Annotated in this window: 22 protein-coding genes and 1 pseudogene; 8 read left to right on the top strand and 15 right to left on the bottom strand. The window is 70.5% G+C overall.

The annotated features are described in order from the left end of the window. Positions 1 to 25: 25 nt before the first annotated feature. Both C4U03_RS32575 and C4U03_RS32570 read left to right on the top strand, forming a co-directional pair. Complete coding sequence (locus tag C4U03_RS32575; protein ID WP_103943462.1) at positions 26 to 1,171, top strand: amidohydrolase family protein; 1,146 nt, start codon at positions 26 to 28, stop codon at positions 1,169 to 1,171. Beyond that, the gene (locus C4U03_RS32570) at positions 1,168 to 1,377 is read left to right on the top strand and encodes a hypothetical protein (protein ID WP_103943460.1); all 210 of its coding nucleotides are present in this window, start codon (positions 1,168 to 1,170) and stop codon (positions 1,375 to 1,377) included. The genes C4U03_RS32575 and C4U03_RS32570 overlap by 4 nt, the downstream gene beginning before the upstream one ends. A gap of 46 nt (positions 1,378 to 1,423) precedes the next feature. Here the strand turns inward: C4U03_RS32570 and C4U03_RS32565 are convergent, their stop codons facing one another. After that, positions 1,424 to 2,233, bottom strand: coding sequence for a FadR/GntR family transcriptional regulator (locus C4U03_RS32565; RefSeq protein WP_103943458.1), 810 nt, complete (start codon positions 2,231 to 2,233; stop codon positions 1,424 to 1,426). Between the two features lie 245 nt (positions 2,234 to 2,478). Here C4U03_RS32565 and C4U03_RS32560 point away from each other — a divergent pair, with 245 nt between their 5' ends. Then, positions 2,479 to 3,273: a FadR/GntR family transcriptional regulator gene (locus C4U03_RS32560; protein ID WP_103943457.1), complete on the top strand. Its 795-nt coding sequence runs from the start codon at positions 2,479 to 2,481 to the stop codon at positions 3,271 to 3,273. Positions 3,274 to 3,378: 105 nt separating this feature from the next. Here C4U03_RS32560 and C4U03_RS41415 read toward each other — a convergent pair whose 3' ends face one another. Genes C4U03_RS41415 through C4U03_RS32550 form a run of 3 tightly spaced genes read right to left on the bottom strand, consistent with a single transcriptional unit; the run spans position 3,379 to position 6,979 of the window. After that, positions 3,379 to 4,140, bottom strand: coding sequence for an ABC transporter ATP-binding protein (locus C4U03_RS41415; RefSeq protein WP_200827631.1), 762 nt, complete (start codon positions 4,138 to 4,140; stop codon positions 3,379 to 3,381). Then, positions 4,137 to 4,982 carry an ABC transporter ATP-binding protein gene (locus C4U03_RS41410; protein WP_200827630.1) on the bottom strand — a complete coding sequence of 282 codons (846 nt, stop codon included), beginning with the start codon at positions 4,980 to 4,982 and terminating at the stop codon, positions 4,137 to 4,139. The genes C4U03_RS41415 and C4U03_RS41410 overlap by 4 nt, the downstream gene beginning before the upstream one ends. After that, positions 4,982 to 6,979 (bottom strand): ABC transporter permease, encoded by a 1,998-nt coding sequence (locus C4U03_RS32550; protein WP_103943455.1) that lies wholly within the window; start codon positions 6,977 to 6,979, stop codon positions 4,982 to 4,984. The genes C4U03_RS41410 and C4U03_RS32550 overlap by 1 nt, the downstream gene beginning before the upstream one ends. Before the next feature lie 351 nt (positions 6,980 to 7,330). Between C4U03_RS32550 and C4U03_RS32545 the strand changes: the two genes are divergently transcribed. The 3 genes from C4U03_RS32545 (at position 7,331) to C4U03_RS32535 (ending at position 10,545) form a co-directional block, all read left to right on the top strand. Further along, complete coding sequence (locus tag C4U03_RS32545) at positions 7,331 to 8,578, top strand: ABC transporter substrate-binding protein (RefSeq protein WP_103943453.1); 1,248 nt, start codon at positions 7,331 to 7,333, stop codon at positions 8,576 to 8,578. A 543-nt stretch (positions 8,579 to 9,121) separates the two neighbouring features. Then, the gene (locus C4U03_RS32540) at positions 9,122 to 10,324 is read left to right on the top strand and encodes a cytochrome P450 (protein WP_103943451.1); all 1,203 of its coding nucleotides are present in this window, start codon (positions 9,122 to 9,124) and stop codon (positions 10,322 to 10,324) included. A 32-nt stretch (positions 10,325 to 10,356) separates the two neighbouring features. Continuing rightward, positions 10,357 to 10,545 carry a ferredoxin gene (locus C4U03_RS32535; RefSeq protein WP_103943449.1) on the top strand — a complete coding sequence of 63 codons (189 nt, stop codon included), beginning with the start codon at positions 10,357 to 10,359 and terminating at the stop codon, positions 10,543 to 10,545. 160 nt (positions 10,546 to 10,705) lie between these two features. Here the strand turns inward: C4U03_RS32535 and C4U03_RS40110 are convergent, their stop codons facing one another. From C4U03_RS40110 to C4U03_RS32505, 9 genes and pseudogenes are all read right to left on the bottom strand, one after another. Then, positions 10,706 to 10,903 carry a hypothetical protein gene (locus tag C4U03_RS40110; RefSeq protein ID WP_146087605.1) on the bottom strand — a complete coding sequence of 66 codons (198 nt, stop codon included), beginning with the start codon at positions 10,901 to 10,903 and terminating at the stop codon, positions 10,706 to 10,708. 138 nt (positions 10,904 to 11,041) lie between these two features. Then, positions 11,042 to 11,644, bottom strand: a pseudogene (locus C4U03_RS42190) (transposase family protein); the annotation flags it as partial. Next, positions 11,623 to 12,018 carry a helix-turn-helix domain-containing protein gene (locus C4U03_RS41405; RefSeq protein ID WP_200827629.1) on the bottom strand — a complete coding sequence of 132 codons (396 nt, stop codon included), beginning with the start codon at positions 12,016 to 12,018 and terminating at the stop codon, positions 11,623 to 11,625. The pseudogene C4U03_RS42190 and the gene C4U03_RS41405, both read right to left, overlap by 22 nt. Before the next feature lie 66 nt (positions 12,019 to 12,084). Further along, positions 12,085 to 12,222, bottom strand: coding sequence for a hypothetical protein (locus C4U03_RS40755; RefSeq protein WP_160147172.1), 138 nt, complete (start codon positions 12,220 to 12,222; stop codon positions 12,085 to 12,087). A gap of 98 nt (positions 12,223 to 12,320) precedes the next feature. Continuing rightward, entirely contained in the window at positions 12,321 to 12,803 is a 483-nt protein-coding gene (locus C4U03_RS32525) for a hypothetical protein (protein ID WP_103943447.1), read from the bottom strand. Positions 12,804 to 13,442: 639 nt separating this feature from the next. Further along, entirely contained in the window at positions 13,443 to 14,639 is a 1,197-nt protein-coding gene (locus C4U03_RS32515) for an oxygenase MpaB family protein (RefSeq protein WP_103943443.1), read from the bottom strand. After that, positions 14,632 to 15,621 carry a polyprenyl synthetase family protein gene (locus C4U03_RS32510; protein ID WP_103943441.1) on the bottom strand — a complete coding sequence of 330 codons (990 nt, stop codon included), beginning with the start codon at positions 15,619 to 15,621 and terminating at the stop codon, positions 14,632 to 14,634. The genes C4U03_RS32515 and C4U03_RS32510 overlap by 8 nt, the downstream gene beginning before the upstream one ends. Further along, positions 15,614 to 15,886, bottom strand: a complete 273-nt coding sequence (locus C4U03_RS40105; RefSeq protein ID WP_160147171.1) for a polyprenyl synthetase — start codon at positions 15,884 to 15,886, stop codon at positions 15,614 to 15,616. The genes C4U03_RS32510 and C4U03_RS40105 overlap by 8 nt, the downstream gene beginning before the upstream one ends. Positions 15,887 to 16,150: 264 nt before the next feature. Continuing rightward, positions 16,151 to 18,772, bottom strand: coding sequence for an AAA family ATPase (locus tag C4U03_RS32505; protein ID WP_160147170.1), 2,622 nt, complete (start codon positions 18,770 to 18,772; stop codon positions 16,151 to 16,153). A gap of 185 nt (positions 18,773 to 18,957) precedes the next feature. Between C4U03_RS32505 and C4U03_RS32500 the strand changes: the two genes are divergently transcribed. Together C4U03_RS32500 and C4U03_RS32495 are read left to right on the top strand one after the other, a co-directional pair. Further along, positions 18,958 to 19,905, top strand: a complete 948-nt coding sequence (locus tag C4U03_RS32500) for a hypothetical protein (protein WP_103943437.1) — start codon at positions 18,958 to 18,960, stop codon at positions 19,903 to 19,905. 238 nt (positions 19,906 to 20,143) lie between these two features. Continuing rightward, entirely contained in the window at positions 20,144 to 20,404 is a 261-nt protein-coding gene (locus C4U03_RS32495; RefSeq protein WP_146087603.1) for a hypothetical protein, read from the top strand. A 182-nt stretch (positions 20,405 to 20,586) separates the two neighbouring features. Here the strand turns inward: C4U03_RS32495 and C4U03_RS32490 are convergent, their stop codons facing one another. Together C4U03_RS32490 and C4U03_RS40750 are read right to left on the bottom strand one after the other, a co-directional pair. Beyond that, on the bottom strand, positions 20,587 to 21,450 hold the full coding sequence (locus C4U03_RS32490; RefSeq protein WP_103943433.1) for a universal stress protein: 864 nt from the start codon (positions 21,448 to 21,450) through the stop codon (positions 20,587 to 20,589). Positions 21,451 to 21,730: 280 nt separating this feature from the next. Further along, positions 21,731 to 22,322, bottom strand: a 592-nt coding sequence (locus C4U03_RS40750) for a pre-peptidase C-terminal domain-containing protein (protein ID WP_200827628.1), incomplete at its 5' end; no start/stop codon positions are given.

The raw sequence follows: 22,322 nt of genomic DNA, 5'->3' as shown, positions 1-22,322 counted from the left end.
GGCGGACGAATGAAGGAGAACGGCCATGCCGTTGCAGCCATGGATGAAGATGCTGTCCACCGACGACCACCTGATCGAGCCCCCGAAGCTGTGGTCGGACCGCCTGCCGGCCAAGTACCGCGAGGCCGGTCCGACCATCGTCGAGCAGCCCCGGCCCAGCGGCGGGCCGCCCGCGGAGGTCTGGAAGTACGAGGACCGCCTCTACCCGACCATCGGCCTCAACGCCGTGGCGGGCAAGAAGCCCGAGGAGTTCGGCATCGATCCGACGCGCTACGACGAGATGATCCCCGGCTGCTACGACCCCCGGGCGAGGCTGGCCGACATGGACATCGACGGCGTCTGGGGCGCCCTGTGCTTCCCGTCCTTCCCCCGCTTCGCCGGCACCCTCTTCCTGGAGGGCGAGGACCCCGAGCTAGCCCACCTGTGCGTCAAGGCGTGGAACGACTACATCCTCGACGAGTGGTGCGCGACCGCTCCCGACCGGCTCATCCCCCTGGTCATCCTGCCGTTGTGGGACGTGCAGGCGTGCGTGACCGAGATCCACCGCACCGCCGCCAAGGGCGCCAAGGCGATCGCGTTCCCCGAGAACCCCGTGCCGCTGGGCCTGCCCTCCTTCCACACCGACCACTGGGATCCCGTATTCTCCGCCGCCGAGGAGACCGGGATGCCGTTGACCATGCACTTCGGCACCTCCGGCCAGGCTCCCATCACCGCGCCCGAGGCGCCGATGGCGGTGATGATCGCATTGTTCGGCTGCAACTCGATGTACGCCACCGCGGACCTGCTGTTCTCCCCGGTCTTCCACAAGCACCCCGAGCTCAAGGTCGGTCTGTCCGAGGGCGGCATCGGCTGGGTGCCCTACCTGCTGGAGCGCATCGACACCACCTGGGAGCGGCACCGCTTCTACCAGAACGTCAACCAGGACGTGCGCCCCTCCGAACTGTTCCGCAGGCACATCCACGGCTGCTTCATCGACGACTCCTTCGGCATCGAGGCCCGGCACGCGATCGGCGTCGACAACATCACCTGGGAGTGCGACTACCCGCACTCCGACTCCTACTGGCCCAAGAGCCGCGCCGTCGCCGCCGAGCGGCTGGCCGACGTGCCCGACGAGGAGGTTCACAAGATCGTCGAGCTGAACGTCCGCCGGCTCTACAACTTCCCCGCATGAGCGCGCGTCCGGAGTCGGGGCGGTCCGACTGGACCGACCTGGACCTGCTGACCCGCAAGGAGGCGGGGGAGCGGCTCCACGCCGAGATCGCCGAGACCCGGGCGCGGCTCGACGAACTCGGCGAGGCGGACCCGCAGGCGCGGGCGGCCCTGGAGCAGCGGCTGAGCTTGCTGCGCGCACGGGCGGGTGACCTGTCCGGCGGCTGAGGCCGCCGACCGGCGGCCGGCGGGCCGTGCGCAGACGGTCATCGGGTCAGTCGAAGAGGTCGACGACCGTCTTGCCCCGAAGCCCCGTGCCCATCAGCCACTCGGCGGCGGCCTCCATGTGCGTGCGCCAATGCCGCTCCGCGCCCTCGGAATCACGGGCCTCGACGAGATCGACGAGTTTGCGGTAGGACCGGACGGTCCGGCGGAACAGGCCGATCGTCGCCGGGTCGTGGATGTCGCGCGACACGGTGATCGCCATGTGCGTGCTGACGATGTCATGGAGGAGTTCGCCGTGCAGGGCCAGGGTCCTGTTGCCCGACCGCTGGAGCACCAGTTCGTGGAACCGGTACGTCAGCCGTGACCACTCCAGTGGATCGGCGGTCCGGCCCCGGTTCTCCACGACCTGGTGGAGGTGCTCGATGTGGTCGCGCAGGTCCCGCAGGTCCGCATCGGTCCGGCGCTGCGCGAGCAGCCGCGCGCAGGCCGGTTCGAGGACCATACGTGCCTCGTAGACGTCGGCGATGGTGGTGTTCCGGACCTGCAGCAGCAGGCTGACATAGCGGGAGGCGACCGCCGCCTGCGGAGCGGTGACCCTCGCTCCTCCCCGGGAACCGCGCAGCACGCTGATGAGCGACTCGGACTCCAGGATGCGGAACGCCTCGCGCAGGGTGGGCCGCGAGACCCCGAACCGCTCCATCAACTGGGCCTCGGACGGCAGCCTGTCGCCGGGCCTGAGCTCTCCGCGCACGATCACCCGGCGCAGTTGCGAGGCGATGAGTTCGGCGGTCTTCGGTGACCGAACGGCCTGCCTGACCGCGGTGGCCTCGCTCGCGTCCGGGATTCGCCCGCCTGTCATCCAACAGCTCCCCATGATGGGTCTCCCCGACCCGGACGGCCGGTGCCCGGCATGATCGGCGCGGCTGGGGCCTCAGCCGCACTGCGACAGCGTACGCCACGCGTGGTGGTTCTCCGTTCCGGGTTCGGCACGGGTGTGAGGGCGACGAGTTCCGGCGCGGTCACGGGGCCGCCCGGCCCCGCCCGGGCTCCTGAACGGCACCGGTAAGCTTGCCGTAAAGTCGGTCTCTCTGCGCAAGGACGCCCGTGACCAGCGACCTCTCCGAGCCCAGTCCGGCCCACCAGGTCACCCGCAAGCCCAAGGTGTCGGAACTCGTCGCCGCGGAGTTGCGGCGGCAGATCGCCTATGGCCGGTGGCGCGCCGGTGAGACGCTTCCTTCGGAGGCCGTGCTGATGGAGCGGTTCGGGGTCTCGCGGCCCACCCTGCGCGAGGCGTTCCGCATCCTGGAGGCCGAGTCCCTGCTCAACGTCCGCCGCGGTTCCAACGGCGGGCCGCAGGTCTGCACCCCCGACATCGCCGTGGGCGCCCGCTACGTCGGTGTGCTGCTCCAGGTGTCCGGGACGACGATCGCCGACGTCCTGGAGGCGCGGCTGACGCTGGAACCGCCCGCGGCGGCCCTGCTGGCCGCACGCCGTACAGACCAGGACCTCCGCGACCTCGGCGACTGCGTCGACGACTTCGAGAGGGTGCTGGAGGAGGGCGGGGACGGCCTCGACGCCGGCGTATGGGTGTCGCTGACGCAGCGGTTCCACGATCTGGTCCTCGAACGCTCCGGCAACCAGACGCTCGCCGTCCAGGTCGGCGTGCTCTGGGAGGTGGTGACAAGGCATGTGTCGGTCGCCGTCCATGGTTTCGCCTCCCCCCTGCGGCCGGCGGAGATCCGTCAGCTCGCCGGGTCCTGCCGGCGGCTGATCTCGCTCGTCGAGGCGAGGGACGCCGCCGGCGCCGAGCGGCACTGGCGAGAGCACATGCAGACCGAGGCACGGCTGCTGCTGCGGGACGATCTCGCCGCGGTGACGGTTCTGGAGATGTTCGGCTGAGCGGTGTGGAACCGGCGGTGCGGCCTCTACGGCCTGCCGCCGACCACCGTGACTGTGCCAGACGGGCACGGCACGGCACGCCGCCGTGCCGTGTCCGCGGGCGGCTCAGGCCGCCGTGCCCTCGCCGAGGTAGCGGTGCAGCAGTTCGTCTCCGGCGGCCTCGGCGGGGCCCGACCAGGCCACGACTCCCCGCTGAAGGATCAGGCAACGGTCGGCGAAACCCAGCGCCCGGTGCGCGAACTGCTCGATCATGATGACCGAGACGCCCGCCTCCCTGGCCCGCTGCAGGTTCTCGAAGACGACGTCGACGAGCCTGGGTGCCAGGCCGAGGGACAGTTCGTCGGCTATGACCAGGCGCGGGGACACCATGAGCGCCCTGGCCAGCGAGAGCATCTGCTGCTCTCCTCCGGAGAGGGTGCCGGCCCGTTGCCGGTGTCGCTGAGCCAGTACCGGGAAGATCGAGAACGCCCGTTCGAGCGCCGCCTTGCGGTCGGCCCTGTCGACGGCGAGCCCCATCCGCAGGTTCTCCTGCACCGTGAGCGCCGGGAACACGCCCCGTCCCTCGGGCAGGTGGACGAGCCCCGCCCGGCGGATCACGTCGGGCGCCTTGGCCGTGATGTCCCGCCCGTCGAAACGGATCCGCCCCCCGCTCGGGGGCACCAGCCCGCTCAGCGCGCGGGCGAGCGTGCTCTTCCCGGCCCCGTTCGCGCCGAGCACTGCGAGCGTGGTGTCGGCGGCCAGTTCGAATGACACGTCGAACAGCGCCTGGGCGGGACCGTAACGCACCTGAAGGTCGGCTACCGACAGCAGTGGTGCAGCGCCGCCTTCCCTCGCCTCACAGTCCATGCGCTCCTCCGACTCGCTCATGCATCCTCCTCGTCGCGCTTCGCCTCGGCGTCCCGTGGAGCGGGCTCCTCCCCGAGGTAGGCGGCGCGCACCGCCGGATCGGAACGGATTTCCTCCGGGGTGCCCGATCGGATCATGGCCCCGAAGTCGAGCACGTTGACGGTGTCGCACATGCCCAGGACCAGGTCGACGTCGTGCTCGACGAGCAGCAGGGAAAGACCCCGCTCCTCGACCACGCGCCGCAGGGTCGCCGCCAGTTCCTCGGTCTCCCGCATGTCGAGCCCGGAGGAGGGCTCGTCCAGCAGCAGCACCTCGGGTTCCACCGCGAGCGCGCGGGCCACCTCCACCAGCCGGCCGGCGCCCAGGGACAGGCCCGCCGCCTCCCGGTGCTGGAGACCGCCGAGGTGCAGCGCCTCCAGCAGCCGGTCGACCCGTTCGTCCTCCTCCTTCGACGGTCGCCGGAAACCCCCGCCGGTGAGGAGGTCGCGCCAGATGCGGTCACCGGAGTGCCGTACACGGTCGCCCAGCACGAGGTGCTCTCGGACGGTGAGCCCGGAGAACAGTTCGGGACGCTGGAAGGTCCGCGACAGGCCACGGCGGGCGCGCGCCTGGGGGGTCGCGCGGGTGACGTCCCCGCCGCCCATCAGCACCCGGCCCTCGTTCGGTCTGAGCAGCCCGGACAGCACGGCGAACAGGGTGCTCTTGCCGGCGCCGTTGGGTCCGACGAGACCGACCATGGAACCCGGCGGGATTCGCAGGTCCACCTTGTTCAAGGCCACCAGGCCGCCGAATCTCACGGTTACCCCGACGGCCTCTAGACGGGCGGGGGGAGCGGGGACGGGGCTGGTCGAAACGGCGTTCATCAACGATCTCCCCCTGTCAGCTGGTGTACGGCGGAGTCCGGGGAACCGGAGGCCAGGGCCGCTTGGGCGGGCCGGCCGGACGGCTGTGGGAGCCCGCCGCCGCGGCGCGCCAAGAGCCCGCGCAACTGCCTGGCGTGCACGGCGAGGATGCCGTCCGGATCCTTGGCCACCATGACGGCGCCGAGACCGAACAGCAGCACCGGCACCTCCGCCCACCCGGTGGGCAGGTAGGTCTGGAAGACCCCGGGGAACAGGTGGAAGCTCAGGCCCGCGACCAGCGCGGCCATGAGCGAACGCGACCCGACCGTCACCAGGACCGCCAGCCACACCAGGCCGCTGAAGACGTTGTAGGAGTCCGGCAGCGAGGACTGCGAGTTCATGGCCAGGAAGCCTCCGCCGACGGCCGCCGTGTAGGTCGCCAGGGCCGACACCAGCAGCTTCATCTGCACCACGCTGAGGCCGAGGGTGCGCGCCCCGTCCTCGCTCCAGCGGACGGCGCGCATGGCCATCCCTGCCGTCGACCGGCGGAGGTTGACGATGAGCAGCGCCAGCAGCAGGAAGGTGCCCAGGGTCAGGTAGGAGAACACCCGGGTGTCCTCGGCGAAGCCGGGCCGCGGCATCGCGGTGCCCTGGCCGAAGTTGTAAAAGCGGTCGCGGGTGAACAGGAGGGTCTGCACCAGCAGGCCGAAGGTGAGCGTCACCAACGCCACGTACAGATCGCCCAGCCGGATGGTGAGCAGGCCGATGACCGCTCCGACCACCACGATGAGCAGCGCCCCGACGAACACGGCGAGCAGGGGCGGCCAGCCGTGGTACGTGGCCAGCTCCGCCGAGAGCACGGCGCCCATGCCCGCGAAGGTGATCTGGCAGAGCCAGATCATCCCGCCCTCGCCCGTCACCAGCGTGTAGGACAGCAGGGCGATGGCCAGGGCCAGTCCCGTCGCGGTCAGTCCGGCCCAGTACTCCGGCAGTACCAGCGGCAGGGCCGCGACGCTGAGCAGGGCGACGCCCGAAGCGATCAGCGTCGGGTCGGCCAGGCCCCGACGGGCGGGGGCGGGGCCGCCGGTGGCGCCGCCCGCCACGCGGATCGCCCGGTCCAGCGCGCCACCGGCCGGCGGCTCACCCGCCCGCCGGCGCCAGGCGTGGTAGAGCAGCGCCAGCAGCATGAACGCGAACGGGATGCTCGGGACGATCTGCGCCGACAGTGCGCTCTCGGGATCCAGGTAGCGCTGGATGACGGTGGTGACCACGCCCATGGCCAAGGCCACGGCCACGGCTGTGGCCAGCCCGTTGAGGCGGGCGGCGACCACCGCCGCGAACGCGGCCGCCATCAGGTAGGTCATGCCCTCCACCGACAGCCCCGCCGTCGGGGCGAGGAGGATGCCGGCCAGCCCGGTGAGCACGGTGCTCACCGCCCACACGCCCAGGGAGACGCGCGTGGGGTTGACCCCGGACAGACTGGTCAGGGCCTCGGAGTCGACCAGGGCGCGCACCTTGAGGCCGAGGTCGGTGTACTGCAGCACGGCGATGCCCAGCACGAGCACGACCACGAGCCCCAGGTAGGTCATGATCTGGTCCATGTTGACCGCGGCCCCGAACGGGTGGAAGACCTTCAGCGGCACCGGGGCGAGCCCGGGCGCGGTCACGTTGGTCAGCTTCCCGAAGACCAGTTCGACCGCCGGCGGCAGCGCGACCGACAGGCCGATCGTCGCGACCACCTTGATGAGTGGAGAGCGCAGGCGCAGGTGGCGGAACAGGAGCCAGTAGAGCACCGCGCCGAGCGCGGGCGCGAACAGGCCCAGTGACACCACCGCCGAGGGCAGGATCGGCCATCCGCTCTCGGTGTTGAGGAAGTAGTAGAACCGGGCGACCGTGAAGGCCATCGACCCGAGCGCGAAGTTGAAGACCCCGGAGGAGACGTAGGTGGCGACGAGCGCCACCGACGCGATCGCATAGATCGCTCCCAGGGCCAGGCCAGCGAAGAGGTACTGCAGCACGTGCACCGTCCGTAGTGCTCAGGCCGGATACGGCGACGCCGAGCTTGGATGTGCCCGCCGTCACACTGGTTCAGACATAGTGCCTTTAGTTAGATAACTGGTCAACCGTGCTCTGGCTGGTCGACTGAGCGGCGGGATGTCCCCGGGCTGGTCCCAGGATTGCCTGGTAAAGAGAGATGAGCGGGCCTCGCCGCCAAAACAGGTCACTCTTTTGTAACGATGGTTGCCTCAATACAGCTAACTGAGCTTACCTAGCGCACCAGAGGCGGTGGCTCGTTCGGGGCTCGGGACTGACGACGGGGACCATCCGAACTGCGACCCGTCGGAGCGCCCCGCCAGAAGAGGAGAACCATGTTCAGCAAAGCTCTGACGGCATCCGGTGTCGCGTGCGCCCTGATGCTCGCCCTCACCGGCTGTGGCTCCGGCTCGGACGCCACGGGCTCCGACGGATCCACGCTCAAGATCGGAGTGCTCACCTCGCTCAGCGGCTCGGCCAGCGCGAGCTTCACCGGGGTGGAGAGCGCGGTCAAAGCCCGCCTGGCGGCCTACAAGGAGGAGTCCGACGCCTGCAAGGTCGACTTTCAGGTGGTGGCGGCCGACGACACCTCCACCCCGCAGGGCGCGCTGACGGCGACCCAGAAGCTCGTGCGCCAGGACAAGGTCTTCGCGGTGCTGCCGGTCAGCTCGTTCTTCTTCGGCGCCGGTCAGTACGCCGGCACGCAGGCCAAGCAGACGCTGTTCGCCGGTCCCGGCTTCGACGGCGGCCCCCAGTGGCTCAACAAGGACTACCGGAACCTGTTCAACGCCATGGGCAGCAACGACTACGACAACGTCGCCTCGACCATGGGCGAATACTGGAAGAGCATCGGCGGTACCAAGGCGGCCGCGGTGAGCTTCGAGACCCGCAGCTCCTCCAGCGCGGCACTGGCCAGCGTTCAGTCCGCGGAGCACGCCGGCCTGCAGCGCGGTTACGTCAACGTCAAGGTTCCGTTCGGCACCAAGGACGTCGGCCCCCTCGTGCTCGGCATCAAGGAGTCGGGCGCCGACGTGCTGTACCTTCCGGTCACCCCGGAGACCGCGTTCGCCATCGTCGCCGGCCTCAAGCAGGCCGGTCTCAAGATGAAGTCGGTGCTCCTGGCCACCGGATACGGTGCCGACCTGCTCAAGTCCGAGCCCGCCGTGCAGGCGGCGCAGGGTCTGGGGTTCGTGACGTCCACCGCGCCGGTGGAGATCTCCACCCCGGGGGGCCAGGCGATGGTGGCCGGGCTCAAGAAGCACGCCGGCATGAGGACCGATCTGCCCTCCTTCTCCGAGCAGATGGGGTGGCTCGCGGCCGACCTGCTGCTGCACGGGCTGAAGAAGTCCGGATGCGGGACCTCCCAGGCGAAGGTGATCGACGCGCTCCGCGCCAGCAAGGACTGGGACGCGAACGGCCTGAGCCCGGAGCCGATCGACTTCTCCAGCTATGGCGTTCTCGCCGGCAGCCACGGCGGGGGCAACTGCTTCTACGTGTCGATCCTCAAGGGCACGAAGTTCGAGCCGGACCCGAAGGCCAAGCCGGTCTGCGGGCGGTTGCTCGACGAGAAGGTCAAGAGGTAGGTCCGGCGGATCCGGCGAGCAGGGGCCGGGGACGATACCGAAACCGTCCCCGGTCGCTGCGCGGAAAGCCGCCCGCGATCACTGCCACGCGGCCGCGACCACTTCGGGCACAGGAGCGGACCGGGCCGGCAGCGCGCGCAGCCGCATCACATGGCGCGTGATCCCGAAGCCCACGACCCGGTGACCATGCCGCGCGGCCGTAGACCGTCAGGGGGCGCTCCTGGGGGCCGACGCGCAGTAGCTCCCCCTCGTCCTCGGCGAGTGCCGTCATGCAGATCTCCAGGAGATCGATCGAATTGAGGTAACTATATAGCTTTGAAGCGTGCACCTAGTGTGATCGTGTCGTCACATGGCCGCCGAATCCGCATGATCGCAGATGGCCCTCTCGGGGTGTTGACATGGGCCGACGAGGTAAGTGAAAGTAAACATCTACCTGAAATAACCTAGACGCCTAACTAGGCGTTCGGTGATCGGGGAGCAGGGTCGCGACGCTGCGCCGGCGTCCGCCCCGTGAGTCCACCCCCATGTGGCCGAGGAGATGCTGTGACCATCGCCAGTGATCCCGCAGGGCTTGAACCGACGATCCGCTACGAGGACCTCGACGTTCCGGTCTCGGCGCCCTGTGCGCGCTTCGAGGAGTTCGACAAGCTGCGTGAGCAGGCCCCCGCGCACTTCGGTACCGCCCTGGGCAACGAGTTCTGGCTCATCACGCGGATGGCGGAGATCCGCGCGACCTACCAGAACACGGACGCCATCTCCAACCGCGCGGTGGTCCCGCACCAGCCGGACCCGCCGTACAAGTGGATCCCCGAGATGCTCGACCCGCCGGAGCACACCAAGTGGCGCAAGCTGCTGGGTCCGTTCTTCGCGCCGGGCGCGGTCGATCGGCTGGAGCCGAAGCTCCGGCAGCGGTTCGACGAGATCATGGACGACGTCGTCGACCGCGGCCGGTGCGACTACGTCGCCGACGTCGCCCTGCGCTTCCCCAACACCATCTTCATGGAGATGATGGGGCTTCCCATCTCCGACGCCGACCAGTTCCAGGTGTGGCAGACCGCGATCCTGCACAAAGGCGCCTCCGCCCCGGAGGCGGCCTTCCAGGCGATGCTGGAGGTCAACGACTACTTCGCCGCGCTGATCGCCGAGCGGCGCCGGAACCCCCGCGAGGACATCGTCAGCATCGCCTCCACCTGGCGGATCGACGGTGAGCCGGTCAGTGAGGAGGACCTGCACGGCCTGTGCCTGCTGCTGTTCATGGCCGGTCTGGACACGGTTGCGATGCAGTTGTCCTACTCCATGTACCACCTGGCCGCCAACCCCGAGGACCGGCGGCGAGTGGTCGAGGACCCGGCCCTGTTCGCACCGGCGATCGAGGAGTTCCTGCGCTACTACGCCTTCGTGACGCCGGGCCGTAAGGTGGTCAAGGACACCGAGATCGCCGGGTGCCCGGTCAAGGCCGGGCAGATGGTGTGGCTACCGCTGGTCTCGGCCAATCGTGACCCTCGCGAGTTCCCGGACGCCGACAAGGTGATCATCGATCGCAAGGACAACCGTCATCTGGCGTTCGGCGCGGGCCCGCACCGCTGCCTGGGCTCCCACCTGGCGCGCCGCGAATTGACGATCGGACTGACCGAGTGGCACCGCCGGATCCCGGACTACCACCTCGACCCGGACGTCGAGATCCGCGAGCACGGCGGCCAGATCGGCCTGGACAACCTGCCGCTGGTCTGGAACGTCCGCGGCTAGAAGCACGCCGCTTCTCTTCGACTGGAGGTCTCATGAAAATCGTGGTGGACCAGAGCAAGTGCTGTGGCCACGCGCGCTGCAACGCCTTCGCGCCGGACCTGTTCGAACTCGACGACCTCGGCTACGTGGCCGTGAGCGAGGTGGAGGTGCCCGCGGGGATGGAAGAAGCGGCCCAGACCGGCGCCGGCGCCTGCCCGGAACGTGCGATCACCATTCTGTGACCTCTGGACGGCGTCCCGCCAATCTGGCGACGTGATCGCGTGCACGCGATCACGCGCCCCCGGTCCGGAACCCAGCGGGGGGAGCGGTCACAGGTTCCCGCTCGCCTGAGCGTTCGGTGTCACGGGCTGCTTCCCGGCGGACATCAGCCCTGTCTCGTCATCACGTCGGCGATCCAGCGCAGGCGAGCGCGCATGTGATGCAGCGCGGCGGGGTCATCCGGCGCGTATCGTTTCGTTTGCCGTCGGAGGTCAGCAGGCCGGCCTGGAGGCAGTTGCCAACCGGACAGGCGAGGGTCCACGGCGCCAGCTCGACGTCCACGTCCGGTCGTACGGCCCTGCGCACGAGGGGCAGCAGCAACTGCAGTATCTCCTCGGTACTCCGGGAAGTCGTGTCCTGAGCTGGTCGGGCTCGTTGTTCTGGTCGTGGTGGGGATGGCGGAGGCCGAGGAGTGGGCTGCGGGGCTGGAGCCATTGTTGGCTCGGATGGTGGTGCCGGTCAGCCGGTGAGCGCGAGGTTGTGCAGGTAGGCGATGCCGGCCATGGTGTCGTGCAAGGAGCGGGCCTTGCGGTGGTGGTCGCGCAGAATCTTCCAGCACTTCATGTGGGCCAGGGCGTGTTCGATGTGGGCGCGGACGCTGCGGTGCACGCGGTTGAGGTTTCCTGCCAGGCCGGCAGCGGGCTGCCGTCGCGCGGCTTGTGGTAGGGGATGATGACGCCGGGGTTGCCCTGGTAGGCGCCGTTGGCCATCACGTGTCGCCCGGCCAGGGCCCGGTCGATGCCGGAATCGCGGTAGGCCGGGCAGCCGCCCGTGGTCGCCCGGCACTGGGTCCCCGACAGCGACGGCCAGGCGGGTGTCGGCGTCGACGGTGATCTGTACGTTGGCCGAGTACCGGTAGTTCTTGCTGCGCGCGGCCAGGCTGCGGTCACGGAGCGGCACCAGCGTGCCGCCTGCGATGCATGCCTACTCGGGGCCTCGGCGGCGGACCGGCGTCAACGTGAGCAGCGGGCTCAGGGTGTCCACGACCCGGTGCGCGGCCGCGTGCGAGATGCCGAACAGTGGCCCGACCTGCCGCAGCGTCAGATTCGTCCGCCCGCAAGTAGGTCGATGACCTCCCGCACCCAGCGGTGCACGGTGGAGACGGAGACGTCGTTTCCGCCGGCCATGTCGGCGAGGCGCTGGGCGTGGCGCAGCACCGCACGCACGATCACCGCGATCTTGTCGGGTGGGAGTTTCCGCCACCGGGAACCGATCTTCTTCAGGCGGGAGGCAGCAGATCGGCGACGAAGGTGAGGGTTTGGCTGACAGCGGCGGCCGGTCAGGGTGCCGGTGATGAACGCGCCCGCGCCGTTACGGCGCAGCCGGGCCCGGTCTTCCAGCCGTTTCGGCTTGGCCGGCACAACCTCCACATGCCGGGGTTCGGTGCCGAGGCCGCGTTGCTCGCAGAGCTTCTTGTAGCGCACCGGGCCGGTCACGGCTGCGAGCAGCCGCTGGTAGTCGGCGGGCAGGTCGTGCGGGCCTTGCACGCCTTGCCGGTGGGGTCAGTTGGCGAGGGCGGTCCAGGGGGTGACCGTGATGTTCTCCAGCGACACGCCCTCGGCCCCGGCCCGCTCGATCAACTCGGCGGCGAGCTGGACATCCGGCTCGCCCGACCGCTCGTCCTCATCGTGAGTGGTCACAGGTGATCCTTCCTGGCCGGGGCATCGGCCCCAGAGCCTTCCGGACCACCACCTCACCCACACATCTTTCAGACAGTTCCCTTGAGGTTGGAAACAGCTCAGTAGAAGACGATGGAGACCAAGTGTATAGGCATGGTGTCTGGACAGAGAGTGCGCTTTGGGGCCAACTCGGTGAAGAAGATGGAGTAGCTGGAGTACTCCCTGGTAACCCCTTGCCGGTGGAGCGTCAAGTTGATCGCTCCGTAGTGGCAGGTGCCGACGAGTGAGCCGTAGAAAATGGCGATAGCGACCTGCGGGGACAGGGCGGTGCCGGGCCAGTTTTCGTTAAAGGTGAATGCCGGGTCACTGGTGGCGGCCAGGACGCCGCTGTAGCAGAACGGGGAGGCCGCAGTGAGGCCGATCGTCAGCGGGGACGGGGGCGCAGCGCTGGTGGACGCGCCGCTCCAGGTGCAGAAGTCACTGGAGGAGGGGGAGGGCCTGATGGTGAAGTCGGCCTGTTGGGCGTAGGCGTGGGCCGGGGTCGCCGTGAAGGCGATGGTGCTCGCGGCGGTGATGCCGACGAGCAGGCCGGCGGGTCTCATGGGTGGGTCCTCCTTGGGGGTGGGCGGGCGGTCCTTTCGTAGCCGTCCGACACGGCCGCGTCGTCTCCCGCCAGTGCTTGCGAGGGCCATGGCACCCGTCGAACGTCAATCCATCTCAGAATCAGTGAACTCCCCGGCGAATAACCCGTCCTGATCGGACGGGTTTAACTTCGGGTGATTTCGGTCACCGCATTATCCGTTTATGCATCAGATTCGAACTGGTCTGATGTGCCATCCGCCCCTGAAATGTCCCCGGGATGTCCGGGGCCGTGTCCACCGGAGGCCCTATGAAGATCCTCGGCAGAGACCCGGCCGCGTGGCTGGCCCTGGTCGCCGTCGCCGTCCAGTTCCTCGTCGCCTGGGGCGTCGAGCTGAGCGAGGCCCAGCAGGCTGGCATCAACGCCGTGGCCACCACGGGCATGGGCCTGGCCATCTCACTGGTCGTCGCCAAGGACAAGGTCATCCCCGCGGTGGCCGGGCTCCTGGCCGCCGTCCTGCAGCTCGGCGTGTCGTTCGGTTGGGACGTTCAGCCAGCAGCAGATCACCGCCGCCGGGGCTCTGCTGACCGCCGCCCTGGCCCTGTATCTGCGGACGCAGGTGACCGCGTCGATCGCCCAGGACGGCAGCCGGGTCGCGCCCCTACAGGTCGTCGATGGGCGGGGGCGGGGTCCAGCGGTTGGCGGGGGTGGGGATGCCGTAGTCGGGTTTGAGTTCTTCGGGGATGGCGTAGTGCATGACACGGCCGCGGGTCAGCGAGGTCAGCTCCAGGTGGGAGACCAGACGGCCGAGGCGGTCGGAGAACTGGGCGGCCCAGGGGCCGCGGTCCTCGAAGCGTTCGATGACGCCCAGCAGGGTGGGGGAGGCCTGGACGAGGGTGTCGAAGCGGGAGCGGGGGACCTGGAGCCAGTCGGCGGCGGTGTCGCCGATCAGGTAGCGGATGAGGGCGGGCACGACGGGGTCCAGCAGGGTGCCGGGGACGACCTGCTCGTACATGTCGATCAGTTGCCGGGTCAGGTGGGCGCCCTCGGGTGAGGGGCCCATGTGGCGCAGCATGTACCGGTCGGAGAACTCGCGGGCGGCCTGCAGGTCGGGTGGGATGGTGGCCGGGTCGCAGCCCAGGATGGCGCCCACGACCTTCCAGGCGTAGTAGTAGGCCTCGGCGCCGCCGGGGTCGATGTGGATGCCCAGGCGGTGCAGGGCGTCCAGGACTTGGATGCTGAACATCATCAGTGCGCCGAGCATGTCCTCCTGGCAGATCGGCACGGGTTCGGGCCAGTGCCCCTCCTGCTGGAGGTGACGGCGGATGGAGGCGTGCAGCAGCCGGACCTTCTGCGCCGCCGGCAGGAACCGGCCGCCGGCCTCGAACGCGTCGGGCTGCATGAGGTAGACGGTGAACTGCCCGGTCTCGGCCATCCGCCGGGCCGGGTAGGCCAGCGAGTGGGTGGCCGACAGCAGCTTGGCCCCGTGCGGGACGGTGTAGCAGGCGGGCATGGACGCGAACGACAGCGCGGTGGAGATGTGCACGTCGTTGTCGATGAAGAACTGCCGGGCCTGCTCCATCATCGCCCAGTCCACCCAGTCCGGCGGGGTGGCCGTGGCCTGCAGGTAGTCGCGGGCGGCGTCGGGCAGGCCCTCGGGCAGCGCCTGCCCGGAGGTGGTGAACCAGCGCATCAGCGTGTTGAACCGGGACACCTGCCCGCTGGTGAACAGGGCGTCGACGGTGGCGTCGGCCAGTTCGTCGCCCTTCAGCCGCAGGGAGTCCAGGTAGGCATCGGTGTAGCGGCCGGCCGGGCTGGTCGGGCCGGGGTGAACGGCCGGGGTGGTGGGTTCAGGCATCTGCGGTCACCTCGTTGATCAGTCGGGTCAGGGCGCCTTGGGCCTCCGGCGGCAGGCGCACGCGTTCCAGGGCCGCCCGCGCCGCGGCGGCACGGTCGTCGATCATCTGCCGGACCTGGTCGGGGGTGCCGGAGCGACGCATGATCTGCCGGATGCGCGCGGCCTCGGCGTCCTGGATCGGCGCCCGCAGCAGTTCCTGTAGCCGCGCGCGGTCCTCCGCACAGGCCCGTTCCAGAGTGAGGGCCAGCAGCGCGGTGGGCTTGCGGCCGGCCAGGTCGTCCAGCGACGACTTGCCGGTGTCGGCGGGGTCGCCGAACACCCCCCACAGGTCGTCGCGCAGCTGGAACGCCTCGCCCAGCGGCCGGGCGTAGGCGGCCAGCGCCTCCAGCACCGCCGGTGCCGCGCCGCCCAGGACGGCACCGATCCGCAGCGGCCACTCGATCGTGTAGGAGCCGGTCTTGAACCGCACGACCTGCATCGACCGGCTCACGTCCGGCGCGGCCCCGGTCCGCAGGATCTCCAGGCACTCGCCCGCGATCAGTTCCCGGCCCATCGCCGTCCACGCCGACACCGCCCGGGCCAGGAACGTACGCGGTAGCCCCGAGGTGTGGAACAGTTCCCCCGCCCAGGTCAGCAGCAGATCACCGATCATGATGGCCAGGCTGTCGCCGAGCCGCTCGTGGGCGGTGGCCCGGCCGCGGCGCAGCGGGCTGCGGTCGATGATGTCGTCGTGGACGATGGCCGCCGCGTGCACCAGCTCCAGCGACGCGGCCGCCCGCACCATCGGCTCGGCATCCGGTTGCCCGGCCGCCCGCCATCCCCAGTAGCAGAACGCCGGGCGGATCCGCTTGCCCCCGGCGACCGAGACGCGCGCCTGCTCGGCCACCGGCGCCAGCTCCGCCTCCAACGCCACCAGCGCCGCGACCTCGGACTCGACGAACTTCTCCAGCGTCCGGTCGACACGGACCCGCAGGTCACTCATCAACGCCCGGCCCGACCTGCCCGGTCTGCCCGGCCTGTGCGTTGCGTTCGCCCACCCGTCGGGCCAGCACCTCCATGTGCGCCGGCGGCGTCTGGGCGGTGCGCCGCAGCGCCAGCTCACCCCGTGCCCGCAGCTCCTGCCGCACTTCGCCCAGGCCGGGAAGACGCCGCACCGCGCCCCGCATCCCGCCCATCACCAGGTCGGCGACCCCGGCCGCCAGGTAGATCACCTCGTCGTGCGCCCGGGTGTCCTCGTCTCGCCCCATAGCCACTCACAGTTCTCTGGGTAACACTGTCAGCAATATCACCTCACTTCACGTCACATCCTGCAATCAACTCATCACACTTCTCCCCCTGGGGTGAGAACACACTGACCTGCGCGCACTCGCCGGCCCCCGGGCCGGCGAGCACCTCCACGCCCGCTCCCTCACCACCGGCCGGCGCCGGATGCGACGACCTGATGACGTGCGCCGACCAGCCGTGCCGCCCTCCGCCGTTCGCCGACCGGCCCACCAACGAGGACCTCTCCCTCAGCCCGGGGAGCCGGCACCCCCAGGTTGGGCGGTGGCCAGGCCGAGGGTGCGGGCGGCCTCGGCGGCTTCGGCGCGCGAGTCCACACGGAGCTTGCGCAGGATCGCCGACACGTGGTGTTCGACCGTCTTGGGGGTGAGGAACATGGCCTTGGCGATTTCGGCGTTCGACAGCCCGCCGGTGATGAGCGTCAGCACCTCCGCCTGCCGGGTGCTCAGTCCGGCCGGATGCGCGCGGGTCGCGGGACGCGGCCCGCGGGGTACGCCGCGCACACCGAGGGCGTGGAGTTTGCGGCGGACGACCCGGGCCGGTGCGACCGCACCCAGTTCGTCGAGCAATCCGAGCCCGGCCAGGACGGGTTCGGGTTCGGGCGCGTCGCACAGGGCGAGGGCGCGCTCGTAGGGCATGCCGATCCGCTCCCATGCGCGGGCCGCGCCCTCCCAGTCGCCGTCGATGGCCAGCGTGTGGGGCTCTGCGCAGTTCGCCGGGACGCCGTCCAACAGCCCCGAACGCCAGCGCCACAGGGCGAGATCGCCCACCTCCCAGGGATGGCCGTATTCGAGGGCGATCGGGTAGATCTCCCGAGTGGCCTCATGGACCCCGTCGACGTCGCCGGACAGCCAGGCTGCCTCGGCGCGCAGCGCCGCCGTGGGGCGCGTCCACTGCAATTCCTCGGCCGGGCGGGCGAGCCGCCAGGCCTCCTCGACGAGAGCGTGCGCCTGCCGCCCGCCGCGCCGTAGCTCGACGGTCGCCAGCACGCGCAGCACCTGCCCATGAGTCACGCCGGACAGTTCGTGGAGGGCGAACAGGTCGTCGACGATCGCGACGGCCGACTGCCACCGGCCCATCATGAGGTCGCGCACCGCGCGCACGCCGAGTGTCTCCACCTCGAACCGCCGGTGCTCCAACCGCCGTGCCACCGTCAGCGCGTGCTCGATCTCCGTCTCCGCCCTGTCCAGGCGGCAGTGGTCGACGTCGGTCGCCGCGATGTTGTGGAAAGCCCGGCAGACGGCCTCATCGAGGTGCGCCGCCAGCGCCTGCTCGCCCACCTGCCTCAGCAGCTCACGCCCTCCGTCGGGGTCGTCGAACATGCGCGCCGAGCCGACGGTCGTCTGCGCGTGCAGCAGCGTCTCGGTGTCGCCGACCTCGCGCGCGAGCGCCATGGCCCGCTCGCCGACGGCGATGGCCTCGCGGTTGTGCTGGACGAGCATCAGCAGTGCCGCCCGATTGCCGTAGGCCATCGCCAGTTCCCTCGACGGCCCGTGTCCTTCGAGCAGCGTGACCGCCTCGGCGGCGCTCTCTTCGGCCGCCCGCCGCCGGCCCGCCCACCAGTGCAGGCGCGACAGCCGGATGAGGTTGACGCCCACCTTCTGCGGATCGCCCAGTTCGCGGCGCAGCGCCAGTGCGGACTGCCGCGCCTCCACCGCCGGGCCGAGCTGGTTGTTGGTGCCCGCCGCATCGGACAGGGCCTCGTAGGCGGCCGCCCGGTCCGCCGGATCCAGCCGGTCCGGGTGACGGAGTGCACGCGTGAAGAGCGCCACGGCCTCGCGGTGGGACCGCGTCTCGGCCGCGCGTCGAGCGGCCACCAGCGCATACCGGGTCAGGGCATCGTGGTCCTGTGCCGCCTCGGCGTGATGAACCAGTCGTGCCAGCTCCTGCCCGCTGTCCTCCAGGATCCGCAGGACCTTCCGGTTCAGCTCGATCCGGCGCAGGGCCGAAAGGGACTCCCGATAGGCGCGGCGGGCCAGCTCGTGCCGGTATCGCAGCGTCCGCTCCTCGACCACCAGCAGCCCGGAGCGCTCACACTCGTCGATCGCGGCCGCCGTTCCCGAATGCGCCTGTACCAGCCACAGCTCGGCCCGCGTCGGCACGACCGAGACCACTTCGAGCACGCCGCGCGCCGCCGCGCTCAGCCGGGCCGCACGGGCCAGCACCGTGTCGCGGACCGTCGGCGGCACCCGGTCCGTGCCCGCCGCCAGCGTCTCGGTGACCAGGAAGGGGTTCCCGGCGGTGATCGCGTAGAGGGCCTCCAGGTCGGCGTCCGCGCCGGCGATCTCCCCGACGGCCGCCCTCGACAGCGGCGCCAGCGGCAGCCGGATCAGATCGTCGGGTGGGACGGACCCGATGACCTGGCGCAGGCGATGCGTCCCGCTCAGCTCGTCATCACGGAAGGTGACCAGCAGCACCGAAGGCAGGCCCCGGGTGCGCCGAGCCGCGTACGCCAGGACGTCGAGGGTGGCCTCGTCCGCCCAGTGACAGTCCTCGATCACGCACACGCAGGGCATGTCGCGGGCCAGTTCAGCGCGCAGCGCCCGGCCCACCTCCCGAGACTCGTGGCCCTCGACCACCTGGGCGAAACCGCCCCCCACCTGCCCGGCGATCTCCCGCAAGGGCCCGAGCGGCTCCGGCACCGTCAGGTCGTCACAGGCCCCCCACAGCACCCGGACGTCACCGCTCAGCCCTTCGGTGAACCGGCGCACCAAGGTCGTCTTGCCGATCCCCGCCTCACCGCTGACGACCACCACACGGCCGGATCCCTCCCGGGCGCCGATAATGATGTCCCGAAGCGTGCCGAGCGCATTCTCACGCTCCAGAAACGGTGCCGCGCCCACGTTCCCCACGGACGGACCGTACCCGCGTCCATGCGGTCGCCCGCCGCAAAGGCCAAGGGTGGCCATCGCCCAACTTAGGGGTCGCCGCCCGATGTCCCCCTCAATCCCCGGTTCGCACTCTTGGTTCCCGTGAGCACGAACGGCGGAAGGCCAGAGGCCCTCGCCCGCCGTCGGGAACGAGGAGAGGAAGAACGATGACCGGGAGAGCGATCCGCCGCCTTGCGGTGGCGGCGATGGGCATGGGGAGCCTGCTCGGGCTGGCCGGCGTGGCCGCGCCGAGCCAGGCCGCCGCAGTGGCCGCTCCGGTGCTGACCGGGCTGGAGAAGGTGCAGAGCGAGGTCATGCCGTCGGACGTCAATTCGGTGTCGCCCAAGTCGGCGCTCGCCAAGTGCCCGGCCGGCAAGAAGGTGGTCGGCGGCGGCGGCTGGACGTTCGAGACCAGCACCACCGCTCCCGAGCGGTTGACGTTGACGCAGTTGCAGCCGATGGACAACGTCGGCGATGGCCACGGGTCGGACGGCTACCGGGTCACCGCCGCCGAGACTGCGCCCGGGGTGTCGGGGAATTGGTGGGTGCAGGCGTACGCGTGGTGCGCCGACGCCTCCTCCGTCCCCGGCTGGCACATCAATGCGGCCTACGACGGCGGGACGACCAGCGACCCGCAAGAGCAGGTGGAGGTGGGCTGCGACGACCCGAGCCGGCAGCGGGTGGTCGGCACCGGCGCCATGATCGGCGGCGTCGCGGACGAGTCCCAGGGCCAGGTGGTGCTGCAGACGGCGCGGGCCTCGGGCACGGGCGACATCGCCCGGGCGCAGTCGCACGAGGACGCCACCGGCTACGGGGGAAACCACTGGCTGGCCGTCTACGCGGTCTGCATGGACACCCCTCAGGGCTACGAGGTGGTGAGCGACCCGTCGGCCCAGCAGGACTCGGAGACCTACAAGCACGCCGTGGTGCAGTGCCCTGACGGGCGAGCCCCGGTGAACGCGGGTGCGGGCATCAGCACCTCAGCGCCCGGCCATGTCTCCCTGCAGAAGGTCTTCCCCGGCTCCCAGGCGGAAGCGGGCGCGGTCGAGAACACCCCGACCGGCCAGGACTGGGACTACATCGTCGCCCAGGGCATCTGCGTCGACACGGCCTGACCGCTCTGTAGACCATCACCACCACGGAAGCGACCACCGCCCCCGAAAAGAACCACCAAAGGGGCCGGTGGTCGTCTCCGCATGTGAACAGGGTAATCCCGGTCCGGGCGACCTGTGTGCCGCCCGTCCGGCGCAGCACTGGATGCGGCCGTCTCACGTTGAGTGGCCGGGCGCACCGCGGCGCGATGGCCGCGTCGTTCCTGCTCGCCGTGCTCACCGGGCTCGCCGCGAGCGGGCTGTGCGTCATCGTGCTGCCGCACGCCGCCACCTACGCGCAGGCCAGCTGCGCCGGGCGGTGCGCGCCCTGGTGGTCGACCGCCTGTTCACCGCCGTCGACGCGCACGCGGGGCTGCGCCGGCTGGAGGACCCCGCCTTCCAGGACACGCTACGGCTGGCGCACGAGTCCAGCCAGCAGGCGCCGGACCGGCTGATCCTCGGCAGCCTGTCCATCGCGCAGGCGATCACCACGATGTCGGGTTTCATCGGCACCTGCTGGTGATCAACCCGGCGCTGGTCCTGGTGATCTTCCTGGCGGTGCTGCCCGCGCTGTGGATCCAACTCCGGCGCCTCGGGACGGGACGTCCCTCATCTAGACTCCGGCGCCGTCGCTGACCGGCCCCGAAAAGCCGCGGCCGGCCGATCTCCAAGAGACCGGCCGGCCGCGGCGCCGAACTCCGCCGTTCAGCTACGCGGGCGGACGACGGCGACCGGGCAGTGGGCGTGGTGGATGACACCGTGGCTGACCGAGCCGAGCCGCAGGGCGCCGAGCCCGTGACGGTCGCGGGCGCCGACGACGACCAGGTCCGCGTTCCCGGACGCCTCGGTCAGGGCGGCCACCGGATGGTCGTGGACGATGTCCTCGACGACCTCGACGCCGGGGTGGCGCTTGCGCAGCGCCGTGGTGGCCCGCAGGATCGCCCATCGGGCCTCCTCCTCGGCGTCCCGCAGATCGATCGCATGGGCGGCCTCGGGGGTCGGCGATGGCCGTCGGCCGTGCACGACCCGCAGCCGCGCGCTCCGCAGTGCCGCCGCCTCGAAGGCGTACTCCAGCGCCGTGGCGTGCTCGGTGGCCGGGTCGATGCCGACCACGACCTCACCGGCCCGTTCCTCGGCGTCGCCGCGCACGATGACGACCGGTCCGGGGATGTGCCCGGCCAATTGCAGCCCGGTCGAGCCCAGCAGCAGCCTGGTGAACCCGCCCGCCCCGCGATGGCCGATGACGACCTCGTAGGCGGTTCTGGACTCCTGGTCCAGCGCGAGACCGGGCGTCCGCGGGACGAAGCGGGTGCCGATCTCCAGGTCGGGGTAGCGTTTGCGGGCCAGCCGCTCGGCCTCGCCGAGGACCTCGCGCCCGGCCGCCTCCAGGGCGTCGGCCAGCCCGCCCGCGGGCATCATCGGCGCGGCGGGAAGCCACGGCTGCGCGGCGTGCACGATGAGCAGCGGCCGGTTCCGGCGGACGGCCTCCTCCGCGGCCCATTCGACGGCGCGGTCCGCGTGCGCCGAGCCGTCGGTTCCGACGACGACGGGATCTGATGGCAGCGGCATGGCCGGCTCCTCTGCTCGGTTCGGGTGCTGGTTCCAGAGTGGAGCGGCGGCCGCGGTCGGCGATGCGGTCACAGGTCCCCCGATCCCGGGACCTTCGTCCATGCAGGCCGGGACCGACGCCCGGCGCCCTGACAGACGCGTGCGCCCTCCTGAGCGGTACGGCGAGCACGGTCGTGCGAGCCGCATCCGAGGACAGCGGCCCCACCGAGCCCGGCCGAGATGTCCGCCGCCGGGGCCACGGACCGCCGGGTGGCCGAGTGGTAGAGGGCGACGCGGATCGTCAGGCCGTGACCATGCCGGACACACCGCCGATGGCCGTGCGGTCGGGGTTGACGAACACCGTGTAGGTGCCGTCCGCCGGGAGGGTCAGGTTGGAGAAGGTGACGTTCCCTGACCCAAGGGAACTTGCCAGGGTCGCGCCATCTGGGCCGCGGACCGCGAAGGGCGTGGAACCGAACGTGTTGCTGGTCAGGTTGATGGTGACGGTCTGACCGGCGGTGCCGGCGAAGGTGAGGGTCGCGTTCTGGCCGGGGGTCGTGGTGGTGACCCGCTGGGCCTCACCGTTGATCGTCATCTCCGCCGTTGCGTCGGCGGGGACGTCGTAGAGCTGTGCGGTGAGGGCGCCGGTGTAGTGGGCGTCGGGGTTGAGGGTGATGGTGTAGGTGCCGTCCGCCGGCAGGGTGGTGGTGTTGAAGGCGCAGCTGGTGCCGCAGCGTGTGGAGTCGATCAGGACTGTGCCGTCGGGTTTTTTGATGCTGACGGTGGCGTAGTTGATGCTGCCGTAGGTGCCGCCGGTGAAGTTGAAGTAGACGCGTTGGCCGGTGGTTCCGGTGAAGGTCCAGGTGCCGTTTTGGCCGGGGGCGGTGGTGGTG

Origin of the sequence: Thermomonospora echinospora (genome assembly GCF_900108175.1) — a bacterium.
Taxonomy (GTDB): Bacteria; Actinomycetota; Actinomycetes; order Streptosporangiales; family Streptosporangiaceae; genus Thermomonospora; species Thermomonospora echinospora.
Note: the sequence above shows the minus strand (reverse complement) of the source record. Positions and strands in the feature narration are given on the sequence as shown.